This window comes from Micromonospora sp. M61 (assembly GCF_018070245.1).
GTDB classification, from domain to species: Bacteria; Actinomycetota; Actinomycetes; order Mycobacteriales; family Micromonosporaceae; genus Micromonospora; species Micromonospora zamorensis.
Map to the genome: position 1 here is coordinate 46,509 of NZ_JAGPYA010000043.1, position 16,727 is coordinate 63,235.

The window sequence follows — 16,727 nt, forward strand, 5'->3', positions numbered from 1 at the left end:
TTGCGTTATTCGCCCTCAGATGTACCGACAAAGCTAGTCTGGGCCGGTGCAGGGCGGACCCGAGAACGCGACGACGACCGACGAGCGGCACTCGTCCCGGGTGACGTTCGAGGTCAACGGCTCGCCCCGCGAGGTGACGCTGGACAACCGCACCACGCTGCTGGACGCGCTGCGCGAGCACCTCGACCTGACCGGGGCGAAGAAGGGCTGCGACCACGGCCAGTGCGGCTCCTGCACGGTGCTGCTGGACGGTCGCCGGGTGAAGAGCTGTCTGGTCTTCGCTGTCACACTGGACGGCCGTTCGGTGGTCAGCGTCGAAGGGCTGGCCGGGCCCGACGAGCTGTCCCCGTTGCAGGCCGCGTTCATCGCCCACGACGCGTTCCAGTGCGGCTACTGCACACCCGGGCAGCTCTGCTCCGCCCGCGGCATGCTCGACGAGGTCGCCCGAGGCTGGCCCAGCGCCGTCACCGACGACCTGAGCGCACCGGCCGAGCTGACCGACGCGGAGATCCGGGAACGGATGGCCGGCAACCTGTGCCGGTGTGCCGCGTACCCGCACATCGTCGCGGCCGTGCGCGAGACGGCGGCGTCCTCGTGAGGGCGTTCCGCTACCACCGGCCCGCCGACGTGGCGGAGGCGGTCGCCGTGCTGGCGGCCGAGCCGCAGGCCGCGTACCTGGGCGGCGGCACGAACCTGGTGGATCTGATGAAACTCGGGGTGCAACGCCCCGACGTGCTGGTCGACGTGACCCGGCTCCCGCTGGACACCGTCGAGGAGTTGCCCGACGGCGGGCTGCGGATCGGCGCGACCGTCCGCAACAGCGACCTCGCGGCCCACCCGGTGGTCCGCCGGAACTACCCGGTGCTGGCCCGCGCCCTGCTCGCCGCCGCCTCCGGACAGCTGCGCAACATGGCCACCACCGGCGGCAACCTGTTGCAGCGCACCCGCTGCCTCTACTTCCAGGACACGGGCAAGGCGTGCAACAAGCGTGAACCGGGCAGCGGTTGCGCCGCCCTGCACGGTCAGAACCGCGACCTGGCGGTGCTGGACTGGTCCGAGCAGTGCGTGGCCACCCACCCGTCCGACCTGGCCGTGGCGCTGGCCGCACTCGACACGGTGGTGGAGGTGCACGAGGCAGACGGGCCGCGCGACGTCCCGCTCACCGCCCTGTACCGCTCCCCCGGCACCCACCCGGAACGGGAGACCACCCTGGCCCGGGGCACGCTGATCACCGCCGTCCGGTTGCCACCGCTGCCGGCCGCGCGCCGCTCGACGTACCTCAAGGTGCGCGACCGGGCCTCGTTCGCCTTCGCCGCCGGCTCGGTGGCCGCGGTGCTGGACCTCGACGGCGACGTGGTCCGCGACGTCCGGCTGGCGTACGGGGCGGTGGCCCACCGACCGTGGCGGGCGTATCGGGCCGAGGAGGAGCTGCGGGGCCGACCGTTCAGCCCCGAGCTGGCCGCCCGGGCCGCCGACGCGGAGCTGGCCGAGGCCCGCCCGTTGCGGCACAACGGTTTCAAGGTGCCGCTCACCCGGGCCATCACGGTGCGGGCGCTCAGCGAGCTGGCGTCGTCGTGAGCACCGACGCGGTTGGCCACGCGTACCCCCGGCTGGAGGGCCGCGAGAAGGTCACCGGCACGGCCCGCTACGCCGTGGAGTACCCGGTGGACGGGATCACCTACGGCTGGGCGGTGCCGTCGGCGGTGGTACGGGGCCGGATCACCCGGGTCGACACGTCGGAGGCGCTCGCCTCCCCGGGAGTGCTGGCGGTCCTGCACCACGGCAACGCGCCCCGCCTCGCGGCCGGCCCCGAGCCGGAGCTGTGGCTGTTGCAGGATCCGGCGGTGCACTACCGGGGGCAGTTCGTCGCCGTGGTGGTGGCCACCAGCCTGGAGGCGGCCCGCGAGGGCGCCCGGCTGGTCCGGATCGACTACGACGCCGCCCCGCACAGCACGGTGCTCACCGACGACCACCCCGGCCTGTACCAGCCGGACCACGTCAACCCCAGCTATCCGACGGACACCGCCGAGGGTGACTTCGACGCCGGGTACGCGGCAGCCCCGGTGCGGGTGGACGCCACGTACCGCACCCCGGCGTACCACAACAACCCGATGGAGCCGCACGCCACGACGGCGCAGTGGCGCGACGGACGGCTGCTGGTGCACGACTCCAACCAGGGCGCGTCGTCGGTGCGGGGCACCCTCGCCGAGCTGTTCGAGGTGTCCCCGGAGTCGGTGCGGGTCGTCACCGAACACGTCGGTGGCGGTTTCGGCAGCAAGGGGTACGCCAAGGCCGCTGTGGTGCTGACCGCCCTCGCGGCCCGGCACGTGGACCGACCGGTCAAACTGGCGCTGACCCGCCAACAGCTCTTCGGGCCGGTCGGCTACCGCACCCCCACCATCCAGCGGGTCCGCCTCGCCGCCGACGCCGACGGGCGACTCACCGCCATCTGCCACGACGCGATCAGCCAGACGTCGACCATCCGCGAGTTCGCCGAGCAGACGGCCGTCTACACCCGCAGCATGTACGCCGCACCCCACCGCCGCACGACCCACCGGCTGGTCCGCCTCGACGTGCCCACGCCGTTCTGGATGCGCGCCCCCGGCGAGTGCCCCGGCGCGTACGCCCTGGAGTCGGCGATGGACGAGCTGGCCATCGCCGTCGGCATCGACCCGGTGGAGCTGCGCATCCGCAACGACACGGAGGTCGACCCCGACCAGGGGCGGCCGTTCACCAGCCGCAACCTGGTGGCCTGCCTGCGCGAGGGTGCGCAGCGGTTCGGCTGGACGGACCGGGACCCGACGCCCCGCGCCCGGCGCGACGGTCGCTGGCTGATCGGCACGGGGGTGGCCGGGTCGAGCTACCCGGCCCGGGCCAGGCCGTCGTCGGCCAGGGCCACCGCCCGCCCCGACGGGAGCTTCCTGGTCCAGATCAACGCCACCGACATCGGCACCGGCGCCCGGACGGCGATCTGGCAGGTGGCCGCCGACGCGCTCGGGGTGCCTCCGGAGCGGGTGGAGATCCAGATCGGCGACACCGCCCTGCCGGCCGCGCCGGTGGCCGGGGGCTCGATGGGCACCGCCAGTTGGAGCTGGGCGGTGATCCGGGCCGGTCAGGCGCTGCGCGAGAAGCTGCGGGACAACCCGGGCGGCGTACCGACGGACGAGGTGTCCGCCGATGCCGACACCACCGACGAGGTGGGCGGGCAGCCGGCGCTCCCCCGGTACGCGTACGGGGCGCAGTTCGCCGAGGTGAGGGTGGACGCGGACACCGGCGAGGTACGGCTGAACCGGATGCTCGGCGTGTTCGCGGCCGGCCGGGTGGTGAACCCGACGACGGCGCGCAGCCAACTCATCGGCGGCATGACGATGGGGCTGTCGATGGCCCTGCACGAGGAGGGACTGCTCGACGAGCGGTACGGCGACTGGGTCAACCACGACCTGGCCACGTATCACATCACCGGCTGCGCGGACGTGGAGTCCATCGAGGCGTACTGGCTCGACGAGCACGACGACGAGCTGAACCCGGCCGGCGTGAAGGGCATCGGTGAGATCGGCATCGTCGGGGCGGCGGCGGCGATCGCCAACGCGGTGCACCACGCCACCGGCGTACGGGTCCGGGACCTGCCGATCCGGTTGGACAAACTCGTAGGCGCATCAGCCTTGGCTTAAATAAGCCGGTGGTGATATAAAGTCGTCGTGCACGCCTTCGACGTGCTGGGCGATCCGGTCCGGCGCCGCATCCTGGAGCTGCTCGCCGACGGCGAGCAGACCGCCGGCGCGGTCAGCGCGGTCATCCGCGACGAGTTCGGCATCTCCCAACCTGCCGTGTCCCAGCACCTCAAGGTGTTACGGGACAACGGCTTCGCCACCGTGCGGCCGGAGGGCACCCGGCGGTTGTACGCGGTCGACCCGCGCCCGCTGCGCGAGGTCGACGGCTGGCTGGAGCACTTCCGCCGGTTCTGGACCCCACCCCTGGCGGCACTCGCCACCGAGCTGGCCCGGGGCCGACGCGAGCGTCGGCTGCGTGGGCCCGCCGACCCACCCGACGAGAGGAACACCTGATGTTCGACGCGACCGAGCAGATCAACGCCGTGCAGCGGAAGGTCGGCAGCCGCACCCTGGAGGCCGGTGAGGCTCGGGTGACCACGATCAGCCAGACCTACCAGGCGACCGCCGAGGACCTGTGGGACGCCTGCACCAGCGCCGAGCGCATCCCGCGCTGGTTCCTGCCGATCACCGGTGACCTGCGGCTGGGCGGCACGTACCAGCTACAGGGCAACGCCGGCGGCACCGTGGAGAGCTGCGAGCCGCCGCGCCGCTTCACCGCCACCTGGGAGATGGGCGGCGAGGTGAGCTGGATCGAGGTGCGGGTCACCCCGGTCGGCGACGAGCGGGCCCGCCTCGACCTGGACCACATCGCGCACGTCGACCAGGACCGGTGGGCCCAGTTCGGGCCGGGCGCGGTCGGCGTCGGCTGGGACCTCGGGCTGCTCGGCCTCGCCTCGCACCTGGCCGGCGACGGCAGCGGGATCACCCCGGAGCAGGGCGCCGAGTGGACCGCCTCCGCCGAGGGACGGCGGGCCATGGAGCTGAGCAGCCACCTGTGGGGTGAGGCAAGCATCGCCGCCGGCACCGACGCCGACGAGGCAAAGGCCGCCGCCGAGCGCACCACCGCCTTCTACACCGGCGCCCCGCAGGCCTGAGCGCGGGCGGCGGCGCGGCAGCAAGAGCGGCGACCGGGGTAACGTGCTGCGGATGACCGGCACGCCGTACTCGCACTGCTCCTACTGCGGCGCCGCCTACCCGCCGGCCGCCGGATGGCCGCGGGTCTGCGCGGCCTGCGGTGAGACGGTCTGGCGCAACCCCCTGCCCGTGGCGGTCGCGGTGCTGCCGGTCCGCACGGCCGAGGGCCTGGGCGTGGTGGTCGTCCGCCGGGACATCGAGCCGGCCCGCGGCCTGCTCGCGCTGCCCGGCGGCTTCATCGAGTACGGCGAGGAGTGGTCCGACGCCCTCGTCCGTGAGCTGCGGGAGGAAACCGGCCTGGTCGCCGCGGCCGAGGACGCGCGACTGTTCGCGGTGCACGGCGCCCCGGCGGGCGGCACGATGATGATCTTCGGGGTGCTGCCCGAGCGAGCGGCCGAGGATCTGCCACCGTCGACGCCGACCGAGGAGGCGACCGAGTGGCTGGTGCTCACCGACCCGGTCGAGCTGGCGTTCTCCACCCACACACGGGTCCTGGCCGAGTTTTTGACACCCACCTCCTGAGTCACCGACGCTGCGCCGGGTCGTCCGACACGTTCGTAGGAGATGATGAGGACATGGTGCAGGCGTTCGCAGCCCACCCGCCCTGCGCGGTGTGCGGCCGACCCGCGACACACGTCGAACTCGTCGCCCCCGGTGCCAAGCCCGCCGACTGGGCCGACCGCTCACCGCAGGAACGCGACGTGCTCGACGCCGCCCGACAGCGTCATGGCGACCAGCAGTGGTGGCTGATCTTCTCCGGCATCGAGGCCGGCAATGGCACCGGCGACCCGGTCGATCTGGCGAGAGCGACGCGGATCGCCGCTGCCTTCACCGAGCCGTACCGGTTCGCCGCCGTGACGACTGCTGGCTTCTACGATGACGCTGGCTTCTGCGGCCCCTGCGACGCACCGTACTGCCACCGCCACTGGAACGTCTCCAGCACCGGATACGGCACCTGCCCACACGGCCACGGCAAGAGCCTCGATCCATTCTGGTGGCCCGACGACCTCTGACCGTGGCCGTTGCCGCCATCAAGGGTTACGTCGATCCGCAGTATCAGCGAGCGTCGCCGCGCCGCTAGGCTACGACCTCGACATCGCATGGCTGGTAAGGGGAGACGGACATGTCGCAGGACCACACTGAGCAGCCGGTGGGAGGTTCGGCCGCCAAGCTGGACACGACGGTGCCGCACTCGGCACGGGTGTGGAACTACTGGCTCGGCGGTAAGGACAACTTCGCCCCGGATCGCGAGGTCGGCCAACAGGTACGGGCGGTCTTCCCGGAAATCGTCGAGGCGGCCCGGTATTCGCGCGCGTTTCTCGGACGAGCCGTAACCTATCTCGCCGCGGAGGCGGGGATCCGCCAGTTCCTCGACGTCGGTACCGGCCTACCCACGGCCGACAACACCCACGAGGTCGCCCAACGGATCACGCCGCAGGCGCGCGTCGTCTACGTCGACAACGACCCGATGGTTCTCGCGCACGCCCGGGTGCTGCTGACCAGCAGCCAGGAGGGTGCCACCCAGTATGTCGACGCCGACCTGCGCGACCCGGAGAGGATCGTCCAGGACGCTCGGGACACACTGGACTTCAGTGCGCCGATCGCGCTGATGCTGCTGGGCGTCATGGGTCACGTCGAGAAGCCGGCCGAGGCGCGGGCCATCGTCAACGCTCTGGTCTCGTCCCTACCGCCGGGCAGCTTCCTGGCGATGTCCGACGGTACGGCTACCAGCGAGCGGGTCATCGAGTCGCATCGGCAGTACAACGAAAGCGGTGCTCTGCCGTACCACCTGCGTGAGGTCGCGGACTTCACGGCGTTCTTCGACGGCCTCGACCTGGTCGAGCCGGGTGTCGTGCCGCTGGGGCACTGGCGGACTGAAAGCAGGCCCCCGGCCATGGTGGACGGCTACTGCGGGGTCGCCCGCGTGCTCTGACGCCTCTTCACCCCGTACGCCGTTCGGCGGGTCGCTTGAAGGTTGGTTGCTGGCGTCGGACATGACCAGTTCCCCGACGCGCCTCTAGGTAGCCTGCGCGTCGCCCGGCACCTCCGTGAGTGGCAGCAGGACCCGGAACGTGGTCCGTCCGGGCTCGGTCTCCACCCGAATGTCGCCGTGGTGCTTGTGCACCACGATCCGGTACGAGATGTCCAGCCCCAGGCCGGTGCCCGCGCCGACCGGCTTGGTGGTGAAGAACGGCTCGAAGATGCGCGGACGCACCTCGGGCGGGATACCCGGGCCGGTGTCGGTGACCTCCACCGCCAGCGAGTCACCGACACGTCCCGTGTGGACGGTCAGCACCCCCTTCTCCCCCATCGCGCCCAACGCGTTGTCGATCAGGTTGGTCCACACCTGGTTCAGCTCGGCCGCGTACGCCGGGATGGGCGGGATGCCGCGGTCGTACTCGCGGACCAGCTTGACCTCGGCGGGGATCTTGCCCTTGAACATCACCAGGGTGGCGTCGAGCAGGTCGTGCACGTCCACCACCCGGTGCGGCGCGCGGTCCAACTGCGAGTACTGCTTGGCGGCGCCCACCAGGCCGGAGATCCGGGTGACCGCGTCACCGATCTCGCGCATCAGCAGCTCGGTGTCGACCGTGTAGGTGAGCCACCGCACCGCCGCCTCCAGGTCGGCGGATCCGACCGCAGCCTTCACCTCCGTCAGCCAGGCCGTGTCGAGCCCGCCGCCGACCAGGATCGGCGCCAGGTCCCAGGCGCCGCCGACGCCGTGCTCCTCCAACCAGTCGGTCAGGGTGTCCTCGGCGTCAGCCGTGGCCATCGGGGTCAACTTCGGCGCGGTGGCGACCCGGGCGACAGCCTCCTCCTGCAACGCGACGAGACCGTGCAGGGCCCTGCCGTCGAGCCGCCCGTCGGCGATCATCGCGAGCTTGTGCCGCATCCCGGCGACCCGGTCGCGCAGCACCGAGGTGGCCCGCACCGCCGCCGCCGCCGGGTTGTTCAGCTCGTGGGTCAGCCCCGCCGAGAGCGAACCGAGCGCCAGCAGACGCTCCCGTTCACCGACGATGGTCTGGGAGTCCCGCATACCGAAGAACAACCCCTCCAACAGGTGCATCGGCATCGGGAACCAGGACCGCAACGCGTGCGCGAAATCCTCCGCCGGCAACACGAAGAAGTCCGCGTCGGTCACCGCCCGCAGGCTGTTGCGGTAGACCTGGTCGACCTGGTCACCGAGGTACGCCTGGACAGCTCCGCCGTACACGCCGCGCTGGTCGGTGCGGCTGACCTCGACGTCGTCACCACGCACCTGCCGACTCAGCGCCACCGCGCCGCGCACCAGCACGAAGAAGCAGGTCGCGGGCTCGCCCTCGGCGTACACGAGGGTGCCACCGGCGCGCTGCTCGACCCGGCCGCGCTCGGCCAACCAGTCGAGCTGGCCGTCGTCCAGGGCCTCGAACAGGAACAGGGTACGCAGCTGCTCGGGTGTCAGCCGATCAGACTCCATGGTCATTGGGCCTCCTTCGTTCGCGACTGCGGGGCTCGCAAAACCGGCTCACTCCTCGCGCTCACTGGGCCACCATTCGTTCGCGACTGCGGGGCTCGCAAAACCGGCTCACTCCTCGCGCTCACTGGGCCTCCAGGTAGCGGTGCACGAGCGAGACGGCCATCGCACCCTCGCCGACGGCCGAGGCGACCCGCTTGACCGACTCGGCGCGCACGTCACCAGCGGCGAACACCCCCGGCACGCTGGTCTCCAGGTGGTACGGGTCGCGCGACAACGACCAGCCCGCCGGCCGTCGTCCGCCGGCGAGCAGATCCGGGCCGGTGACGATGAAGCCGCGCGGGTCGCGGACCAGCACCCCGTCCAGCCAGTCGGTACGCGGCTCCGCACCGATGAAGATGAACAGCCAGGACGTGTCGACCGAACGGGACTCCCCGGTCCGCGTGTCGCAGAGGGTGAGCCGTTCCAGGTGGTCCTCCCCGGACCCACCGACCACGGCGGTGTACGGGTGCACGGTGATCCGGTCGATCCGTTCCAACTGGTCGATCAGGTAACGCGACATCGAGGCGGTCAGGTCCGCGCCGCGGATCAGCAGGTGCACCTTCGACGCGTACCGGGAGAAGTGCACCGCCGCCTGCCCGGCGGAGTTGGCCCCGCCGACGATGTAGACCTCCTGCTCGACGCAGCTCGGTGCCTCGGTGGCGGCGGCACCGTAGAACACCCCCCGGCCGGTGAAGTCGGCCAGCCCGGGGGCGTCGAGCACCCGGTACGACACGCCGGTGGCCAGCACCACTGTGTGCGCCGCGATCTCGGTGCCGTCGCCGAAGCGCAGCAGCCGGGCTCCCCCAGCCTCACTGAGACCGACGACCTCCCGGGCACTGAGCAGCTCGGCGCCGAACTTCACCGCCTGCCGCCGGGCCCGGTCGGTCAACTGCGCGCCGGAGACGCCGTCCGGGAAGCCCAGGTAGTTCTCGATCCGGCTGCTCTGCCCGGCCTGACCACCGGTGGCCCGCCGCTCGACGAGCACGGTCCGCAGCCCCTCCGACGCGCCGTACACCGCCGAGCCGAGGCCGGCCGGACCACCGCCGATCACCACCAGGTCGTAGAAGTCGCACGCCGGCACCACTGTCAACCCGGCCAGCGCGGCCAGCTCGGTCTCATTCGGGGCGATCAGCGCCTTGCCCTCGGGGGTCACCACCAGCGGTACGTCCGCCTCGGTGGCACCGGCCGCGTCGAGCAGGCGGACGCCCTCCGGGTCGTCCGACAGCAGCCAGCGGTACGGCACCAGGTTGCGGGCGAGGAAGTCGCGGACCTTGAACGACGGCGCCGACCAGCGGTGCCCGACGACCCGGATCTCGGCGCTGGCCGCGTCCGGGGTGACAGCCCACGCCTCCAACAGCCCGTCCACCACCGGGTACAGCTTCTCCTCCGGCGGATGCCACGGCTTGAGCAGGTAGTGGTCCAGGTCGACCACGTTGATGGCCTCGATCGCGGCGTCGGTGTCCGCGTACGCGGTGAGCAGCACCCGGCGGGCGGCCGGGAAGATGTCCATCGCCGCCTCGAGGAACTCCACCCCGGTCATCTCCGGCATCCGGTGGTCGGCCAGCAGCAGCGCCACCTGTTCGCCGCGCAGTTTGACCTCTCGCAGCGCGTCCAGCGCCTCCGGCCCGGAGGAGGCCCGCAGCACCCGGTAGCGGTCGCCGTAGCGGCGCCGGACGTCCCGGGCCACCGCCCGGGACACCACGGGGTCGTCGTCGACGGTCAGGATCACCGGGTTCGCCATGGCGCCATGAAACCACCTGGCACGGGTCGACCGCACCAATGCGTGAGCTCCACCGCACGGTTGACCGGCCCGGGACCGGGTAAGCCGGTGAGCCGCACGGGCGCCCGAACACCGGCGACCCGCCCGGTTGCCGTGCACACCTCGGGGGGCCCATGGCGGACGCGACACCGACCGGACCGACGATGTCGGGCGCGATCGTGGAGCTGCGGGTGCACGGCGTCTCCGGCGCGGGGGCGGACCAGGTGCTGGACCGGCCGTACGTGCACCAGGTCGCCGGGGACCGCAGCGGAGGGTTCTACCGCCCTCGCCCCGGTTATCCGGACTCGACGGGGACGGACGGGGTGACGCTGGAGGCGTACCGCTGGAGCGACCTGCCGTCCGGCACGGCCGTGCGGACGCTGTCGTTGGTGTTCCTGTTGCCGTTCATGCTCTGCAACGTGGCGCTCTGGATGCGCCCGGCGAACACCGCTTCGAAGCTCGGCTTCATGGCGCTGTGCCGGGTGCTCGCCCTCACCCTCACCATGCTCTACGTGCTCTCCATCGTCGGGGTGGCGTTGGACCTGGTCGCCTGGCGCTGCATGGACACCCCGTCGTGCCTGGCCGGGCGGAGCTGGCTGTCCTGGCTCGGCGGCCGCCCGACCGGGCTGCGCCTGGGAGTGCTGGCGTTGGTGCCGGTCGCCGCCATCGGGTTGGTCTGGTGGCTCGGCGCGCGCCCAGGCCACTCGTTCGACGCGTTCCGGACCCCGTCGACCCCGACCTCGAAGCACCAGTTGAGTGCGGTCGGCCAGTGGGACGGTGAGCCACTGGTGGGTCGGCTGCGCTCGGTCCACGTCGCGGCGGCGTTCGCCACACTCGACGGCAGCCTGCTGGCCGCCCGTGCCAGCCAGCACCGCTCGTGGGTGATGGTGATCCTGCTGGCGGCCACCGGGGCAGTGCTGCTGACCTGCCTGGTCCTGCTCACCGTGGTGCCGAGCATCGACCGGACCGACCCGGCGCCCCGGGTGGACGCCTTCTTCCGCGGGCTGCGCACGATCGCCTGCGGTGTGACGGTCCTGGTGATCGTGCACGTCGTCATCAGTCCGGCCCCGTGGCCGCAGGGCCGCGCGCTGCCGGGTTACGGCGCGATGGTGGCCTGGCTGTTCGTCAGCCAGATGATCCTGGTGACCGCCCTCGCCGCGCTGGTGATCTGGCGGCGGGGCGGCGGGCAGCGCGGGGCGCCGCTGCGTTCGTTGGGAGCGCCGGTCTTCGTCACGATCGCGGCCGGACTCGCCGTGGCGTTCTCCGCCGAGCTGGTCTACCGGGTGGCGGACCTGCTTGATCGCGAGGGGACGACCGCGGACGGCCTGGAGACCAGCCCTCCCCTGCCGTACAAGTGGGCGATCTTCGGGTTTTTCATGGCGGTGGTGACCGCCCTGCTGGTGGCGGCTCTGGTCACCAGGCTGACCCGGCGCGGGCGGCGGCTGGCCGCCCAGGCGATCGTGGCCGCCGACTTTCCGCACGCGCCCGCGTCGGCGGCGGACCGGCTGCGTCGGGTCGAGCGGGCTATAGCCCGGGCCCGGTTCACCGAGCGGCTGGAACCGCTCTCCGTGGTGTACGCCGGGCTGGCGGCGCTCGGCCTGTCCACCAGCGTTCTCGGCCTGCTCCAGCTCATGCCGGGCGAGCTGGCGCAGCGCTACGTCGGGGTGCCCGAGGGCATGGTCAACTTCCTGATCGGGTCGGGCAGCTACGCGATCGCCGCGATCCTGCTCGGCCTGGTGATCGGCGGCCTCTTCGCCTACCGCACGGCCGGGTTCCGTCGCTACGTGGGTGTGCTCTGGGACCTGGGCACGTTCTGGCCCCGGGCGGCACACCCGTTCGCGCCGCCCTGTTATGCCGAGCGGGCCGTGCCGGAGTTGGCCAAGCGGATCTCCTACCTGGTGGAACAGGGTCACGGCGTGCTGCTGGCCGGGCACAGCCACGGCTCGGTGCTGCTCGCCGCCACGGTGCTGCAACTGCCCACCCAGATCACCGACCGGGTCGCCCTGCTGACCTACGGGTCGCCACTGGGTCGGTTGTACTCGCGGCTGTTCCCGGCGTACGCCGACGAGCCGGCGCTGCGGGAGATCGGCGAGCGGGTCGGCTGGCGCTGGATCAACCTGTGGCGCGACACCGACCCGATCGGCGGGTGGATCTTCGCCTCCCACCGGCCCGGGGAGGCGGAGACGCTGACCGGGCCGGCGGCGATGGTGGATCGCCGGTTGGTCGACCCGGAGGATGTGGTGCCGGCGCCCAGCGACAGCGTTCCCCCACCGATCCTGGGGCACTGGCCGTGTGAGTCGCAGGATGAATTCGCCGAGTCGGTGCGGGAGCTGACCGGGCGACTGCTCCCGGGGCGGCAAGCGACCGGCGGAGCCGGCCGGCCCGGCTGAGGCAGCGGCCGGATATCGTCGCGGGGTGAGCCCCTCCAAGCAGCCCGAACGCCGGTTGATCGCCTCGAACAAGAAGGCCCGGCACGAGTACACGGTGCTGCGAACGTACGAGGCGGGGATCGTGCTGGTCGGGACCGAGGTGAAGTCGCTGCGCGAGGGGCGGGCCTCGCTGGTGGACGCGTTCGCGCACGAGCGCGACGGTGAGATCGTGCTGTACGGCCTGCACATCGCCGAGTACACCTACGGCACCTGGACCAACCACGCTCCTCGCCGCAACCGCAAGCTGCTGCTGCACCGGGCCGAGATCGACCGGATCCTGGACAAGGTCCGCGAGGGTGGGGTGACCATGGTCCCGCTGTCGATGTACTTCGAGAACGGATACGCCAAGGTCGAGCTGGCCCTGGCCAAGGGCAAGCGCTCCTACGACAAGCGGCAGACGCTGGCCGAGCGCGACGCCAACCGCGAGATCGCCCGCGAGCTGGGCCGGCACCTCAAGGGCCACCCCCGCCGGCCCTGACTCCACCCTTCTCGCTAGCGGCCGATCTTGTCCAGCTCGGCGAGGTCGTCGTCGGAGAGAGGCAGTGCGGCGCCCGCGATGTTCTCGCGCAGGTGCGTCGTGGACGAGGTGCCCGGGATCAGCAGGATGTTCGGCGAACGCCGCAGCAGCCAGGCCAGGGCGACCGACATCGGTGCCGCCTCCAGCCGAGCGGCCACGGTCGAGAGCACCGAGGACTGCAGGGGGCTGAAGCCGCCGAGCGGAAAGAACGGCACATAGGCGATGCCCTGCTCGGCGAGCGCCTCGATCAGCTCGTCGTCCTGGCGGTGCGCGAGGTTGTACATGTTCTGCACGCAGACGATCGGCGCGATGGCCTGCGCCTCGGCGACCTGTTCCGGCGTCGCGTTGCTCAGTCCGAGGTGCCGGATCAGGCCCTGCTGCTGAAGGCCGACGAGTGTCTCGAACGCCTCGGCGACCGAACCGGGCTGCGGGCCTACGGCATCGCCGAGCCGGAGGTTGACAAGGTCGAGCACGTCGAGGCCGAGTGTCTCGAGGTTCTCGTGCACGGACCGGCGCAGGCTCTCCGGGTCACGGGCCGGTGGCCAGCCGCCCTGCTGGTCGCGGTTCGCGCCGACCTTGGTCACGATGTGCAGCGAATCGGGGTACGGGTGCAGCGCTTCCCGGATCAGCTGGTTGGTGACATGCGGTCCGTAGGCCTCGGAGGTGTCGATGTGGGTGATGCCCAGCTCGACGGCCGCGCGAAGGACGGCGAGTGCGCCACCGCGGTCGGCCGGCGGTCCCATGACCCAGGGGCCGGCCAGCTGCATGGCGCCGTAGCCGAACCGGGTGACCGGCAGGTCTCCCAGCGTCCAGGTGCCGCCGGGAAGGGAGGTGGAGACCATGTTCGTACCTCTGGCTTTCGTGTCGCACTGAGCGGTGCTGGTGCATCGTCTACCTGCTCCACTATCGGGGTGTAACTTCACGATGGGAAGTAGGCACCTGAAGGTGCGTAACGCCCCCAGCGGCGGGAGGAGCGGTCCGATGACAACGACGACGGCGGCGCGGAAGAGGGATCAGGCCAAGGCGGAATATGACGCCTTCCTGGCGCAGTGTCCGAGCCGCAAGCTGCTCGACCGCATCGCGGACAAGTGGGTCACGTTGATTCTGGCCGCGCTCCGCAGCGACGGTTCGCACCAGTTCGGCGCCGACTGCGCCGGCGAGCCGCGGCCGATGCGGTACTCGGAGCTGTCGCGCCTCCTGGCCGGGGTCAGTCAGAAGATGCTGACCCAGACGCTGCGCTCCCTGGAACGCGACGGTCTGGTCACCCGCACCGTGGTGCCGACCGTGCCCGTCACCGTCACCTACGAGCTGACCGACCTCGGTGTCTCCCTGCACGAGGTGATACGCGGCCTCAAGGGCTGGGCCGAAACGCACATGGACGACGTGCTCGCCAACCGCGCGACGTACGACAACCAGGTCGCCTGAGCCGCTCCGCCTCCCCACGACGGAACCACGCAACACCCGGTCGCGCACCTACGGCGGGATAAGCCCACGGGAGTACGCAGAAACAGCACAGTCCGGCCTTTCGTGCTCGCAGATGCGGCAGCTAGGGTGAGCCGGTGACGATGTTCCGGATCGGTGAGGCGGCCGACCTGCTCGGCGTCAGCAGCGACACCATTCGCCGCTGGGTCGATGCCGGGCGGCTGACGGCCGGGCGCGACGAGCACGGCCACCGGGTGATCGACGGGGTCGACCTGGCCGCGTTCGCCCGCGCCCAGGCCGCCGACCCGGACGCGGGCGCCGAGTTCTCCTCGGCCCGCAACCGGCTGCGCGGCATCGTCGTCGACGTCCGCAAGGACACGGTGATGGCCCAGGTCGACATCCAGGCCGGCCCGTTCCGCGTCGTGTCGCTGATGAGCCGGGAGGCGGTCGACGAGCTCGATCTGCGGGTCGGCTCGATGGCCGTCGCGGTGATCAAGTCGACCACGGTCGTGGTGGAACGGGCCGCACCCGCCCCGAGCAGGGGAAGGTCGGGCGGATGAGCGCGCGGGCGACGCGTACGGCGATGGCCGTGGTCATGGCGTTGACCGTCGCCGGCTGCGGCGCGGGCGACGACCGGGCCTCCGGCAGCGCCGCGGACGGCCGGGGCACCGGCGCGGTGACGGTGTTCGCGGCCGCCTCGCTGACCGAGTCGTTCCGCCGGATCGGCAAGGACTTCGAGGCCGCCAACCCCGGCAGCACCGTGACCCTCAACGTCGCGGGCAGCTCAGCCCTGGCCAACCAGATCAACCAGGGTGCGCCGGCGGACGTGTTCGCCTCCGCCGCCCCGGCGAACATGGCCACGGTCACCGAGGCGGGCAACGCCGACGGCACGCCGACCACCTTCGCCCGCAACCAGTTGGTCATCGCGGTGCCCCGGGGCAACCCGGGAGGCGTGACCGGGCTGGCCGACCTGAGCAGGCCCGGCGTGAAGGTGGCGCTCTGCGCCAACCAGGTGCCCTGCGGTGCGGCCGCCCGCACCGCCCTGGACACGGCCGGCGTCGCGCTGACGCCGGTCACCCTGGAGCAGGACGTCAAGGGTGCGCTCGCCAAGGTGAAGCTCGGTGAGGTCGACGCGGCCCTGGTCTACCGCACCGACGCGCGAGCGGCGAGCGCCGACGTGACCGGGGTGGAGTTTCCCGAGTCGGCACGGGCGGTCAACGACTACCCGATCGTCGCGCTGAAGGACGCGCCGAATCCGGCCGGCGCGAGGGCCTTCGTCGCGTACGTCCGCTCGGCGCCGGCGCAGGCGGTCCTCGCCGAGGCCGGTTTCCAGGCGCCATGAGCCAGCTCCTTGAGCACGCCGCGCCCCGACGGCGGGGGCGGGTGCCGATCGCGCTGCTGATCCCCGCCGGGTTGGGGCTGCTCTTCCTCGTCCTGCCGTTGGCCGGGCTGGTGATCCGGGCGCCGTGGACCACGCTGCCGCAGCGGCTCACCGAGCCGGGCGCGCTGACCGCTCTGCGGCTGTCGGTGCAGACCGCGACCCTGGCCACCGTGCTCTGCCTGCTGCTCGGGGTGCCCCTCGCCTGGGTGCTGGCCCGGGTCGACTTCCCCGGCCGTCGACTGGTCCGCGCGCTGGTCACCGTGCCGCTGGTGCTGCCACCGGTGGTCGGTGGGGTGGCGCTGTTGCTGGTCTTCGGTCGGCGTGGGCTGCTCGGCGGCTGGCTCGACGCCACGTTCGGCGTCACCCTGCCGTTCACCACAGCGGGTGTCGTGTTGGCCGAGTCGTTCGTGGCCATGCCGTTCCTGGTCATCGCCGTGGAGGGTGCGCTGCGCGCCGCCGACCACCGCTTCGAGGAGGCCGCCGCGACACTGGGCGCGAGCCGATGGACCACCTTCACCCATGTCACGCTGCCCCTGGTGGCGCCCGGGTTGGCGGCCGGCGCGGTGCTCTGCTGGGCCCGGGCCCTCGGCGAGTTCGGCGCCACCATCACCTTCGCGGGCAACTATCCCGGGCGTACGCAGACCATGCCGCTGGCCGTCTACCTGGCGTTGGAGACCGACCTGGAGTCCGCGATCGTGCTCAGTCTGGTGCTGCTCGTCGTGTCGGTGGGCATCCTGGTGGCGTTGCGCGACCGGTGGATGAGCAGCGCATGAGCGGTGCACTGCTGGACGCCCGGCTCGTCGTCGACCGGGGCGCCTTCCGGCTCGACGTGCCGCTGCGGGTCGCGCCCGGTGAGGTGGTTGCGTTGCTCGGCCCGAACGGCGCCGGCAAGACCACCGCGCTGCGTGCGCTGGCGGGGCTGCATCCGCTCACCGCCGGTCACGTCACGCTCGACGCCATCGACCTGGACCGCCCGGC

18 protein-coding genes are annotated in these 16,727 nt (G+C 71.9%); 15 read left to right on the top strand and 3 right to left on the bottom strand.

The window, feature by feature from the left end; genetic code table 11:
* Positions 1-100 precede the first annotated feature (100 nt).
* The 8 genes from KBX34_RS22985 to KBX34_RS23020 all read left to right on the top strand — a co-directional run bounded on the left by KBX34_RS22985 (position 101) and on the right by KBX34_RS23020 (position 6,678).
* Positions 101-598, top strand: coding sequence for a 2Fe-2S iron-sulfur cluster-binding protein (locus KBX34_RS22985; RefSeq protein ID WP_210926897.1), 498 nt, complete (start codon positions 101-103; stop codon positions 596-598).
* Positions 595-1,578, top strand: coding sequence for a xanthine dehydrogenase family protein subunit M (locus tag KBX34_RS34300; protein ID WP_210926866.1), 984 nt, complete (start codon positions 595-597; stop codon positions 1,576-1,578). The genes KBX34_RS22985 and KBX34_RS34300 overlap by 4 nt, the downstream gene beginning before the upstream one ends.
* Positions 1,575-3,671: a xanthine dehydrogenase family protein molybdopterin-binding subunit gene (locus KBX34_RS22995; protein WP_210926868.1), complete on the top strand. Its 2,097-nt coding sequence runs from the start codon at positions 1,575-1,577 to the stop codon at positions 3,669-3,671. The genes KBX34_RS34300 and KBX34_RS22995 overlap by 4 nt, the downstream gene beginning before the upstream one ends.
* A gap of 27 nt (positions 3,672-3,698) precedes the next feature.
* On the top strand, positions 3,699-4,064 hold the full coding sequence (locus KBX34_RS23000) for a helix-turn-helix transcriptional regulator (RefSeq protein ID WP_088948476.1): 366 nt from the start codon (positions 3,699-3,701) through the stop codon (positions 4,062-4,064).
* Positions 4,064-4,705: an SRPBCC family protein gene (locus KBX34_RS23005; protein ID WP_141909660.1), complete on the top strand. Its 642-nt coding sequence runs from the start codon at positions 4,064-4,066 to the stop codon at positions 4,703-4,705. The genes KBX34_RS23000 and KBX34_RS23005 overlap by 1 nt, the downstream gene beginning before the upstream one ends.
* 52 nt (positions 4,706-4,757) lie before the next feature.
* Positions 4,758-5,267 carry an NUDIX domain-containing protein gene (locus KBX34_RS23010; protein ID WP_088948478.1) on the top strand — a complete coding sequence of 170 codons (510 nt, stop codon included), beginning with the start codon at positions 4,758-4,760 and terminating at the stop codon, positions 5,265-5,267.
* Positions 5,268-5,320: 53 nt separating this feature from the next.
* Positions 5,321-5,758 carry a hypothetical protein gene (locus KBX34_RS23015; protein WP_210926870.1) on the top strand — a complete coding sequence of 146 codons (438 nt, stop codon included), beginning with the start codon at positions 5,321-5,323 and terminating at the stop codon, positions 5,756-5,758.
* A 110-nt stretch (positions 5,759-5,868) separates the two neighbouring features.
* Positions 5,869-6,678, top strand: a complete 810-nt coding sequence (locus tag KBX34_RS23020; protein WP_210926872.1) for an SAM-dependent methyltransferase — start codon at positions 5,869-5,871, stop codon at positions 6,676-6,678.
* Positions 6,679-6,762: 84 nt separating this feature from the next.
* On the opposite strand, the gene KBX34_RS34090 is transcribed toward KBX34_RS23020, so the two are convergent.
* Both KBX34_RS34090 and KBX34_RS23030 read right to left on the bottom strand, forming a co-directional pair.
* A complete protein-coding gene (locus tag KBX34_RS34090; protein ID WP_210926874.1) occupies positions 6,763-8,208 on the bottom strand; it encodes an ATP-binding protein in 1,446 nt (481 codons plus the stop codon).
* Positions 8,209-8,323: 115 nt separating this feature from the next.
* On the bottom strand, positions 8,324-9,982 hold the full coding sequence (locus KBX34_RS23030) for an FAD-dependent oxidoreductase (RefSeq protein ID WP_210926876.1): 1,659 nt from the start codon (positions 9,980-9,982) through the stop codon (positions 8,324-8,326).
* A gap of 182 nt (positions 9,983-10,164) precedes the next feature.
* On the opposite strand from KBX34_RS23030, the gene KBX34_RS23035 reads away from it, so the two are divergent.
* Together KBX34_RS23035 and smpB are read left to right on the top strand one after the other, a co-directional pair.
* Complete coding sequence (locus KBX34_RS23035; RefSeq protein WP_247672120.1) at positions 10,165-12,390, top strand: hypothetical protein; 2,226 nt, start codon at positions 10,165-10,167, stop codon at positions 12,388-12,390.
* Positions 12,391-12,415: 25 nt separating this feature from the next.
* Positions 12,416-12,907: an SsrA-binding protein SmpB gene (gene smpB / locus KBX34_RS23040; RefSeq protein ID WP_088948483.1), complete on the top strand. Its 492-nt coding sequence runs from the start codon at positions 12,416-12,418 to the stop codon at positions 12,905-12,907.
* Between the two features lie 14 nt (positions 12,908-12,921).
* On the opposite strand, the gene KBX34_RS23045 is transcribed toward smpB, so the two are convergent.
* Positions 12,922-13,788 carry an aldo/keto reductase family oxidoreductase gene (locus tag KBX34_RS23045; RefSeq protein ID WP_210926880.1) on the bottom strand — a complete coding sequence of 289 codons (867 nt, stop codon included), beginning with the start codon at positions 13,786-13,788 and terminating at the stop codon, positions 12,922-12,924.
* Positions 13,789-13,927: 139 nt separating this feature from the next.
* On the opposite strand from KBX34_RS23045, the gene KBX34_RS23050 reads away from it, so the two are divergent.
* The 5 genes from KBX34_RS23050 to KBX34_RS23070 form a co-directional block, all read left to right on the top strand.
* Positions 13,928-14,371, top strand: coding sequence for a helix-turn-helix domain-containing protein (locus KBX34_RS23050; RefSeq protein WP_210926882.1), 444 nt, complete (start codon positions 13,928-13,930; stop codon positions 14,369-14,371).
* Positions 14,372-14,505: 134 nt separating this feature from the next.
* Positions 14,506-14,928, top strand: coding sequence for a molybdopterin-binding protein (locus tag KBX34_RS23055; RefSeq protein ID WP_088948486.1), 423 nt, complete (start codon positions 14,506-14,508; stop codon positions 14,926-14,928).
* Complete coding sequence (gene modA / locus KBX34_RS23060) at positions 14,925-15,710, top strand: molybdate ABC transporter substrate-binding protein (protein ID WP_210926884.1); 786 nt, start codon at positions 14,925-14,927, stop codon at positions 15,708-15,710. The genes KBX34_RS23055 and modA overlap by 4 nt, the downstream gene beginning before the upstream one ends.
* Positions 15,707-16,522: an ABC transporter permease gene (locus tag KBX34_RS23065; RefSeq protein WP_210926886.1), complete on the top strand. Its 816-nt coding sequence runs from the start codon at positions 15,707-15,709 to the stop codon at positions 16,520-16,522. The genes modA and KBX34_RS23065 overlap by 4 nt, the downstream gene beginning before the upstream one ends.
* On the top strand, positions 16,519-16,727 hold a 209-nt coding region (locus KBX34_RS23070; RefSeq protein ID WP_210926888.1), incomplete at its 3' end, for an ATP-binding cassette domain-containing protein. The genes KBX34_RS23065 and KBX34_RS23070, both read left to right, overlap by 4 nt.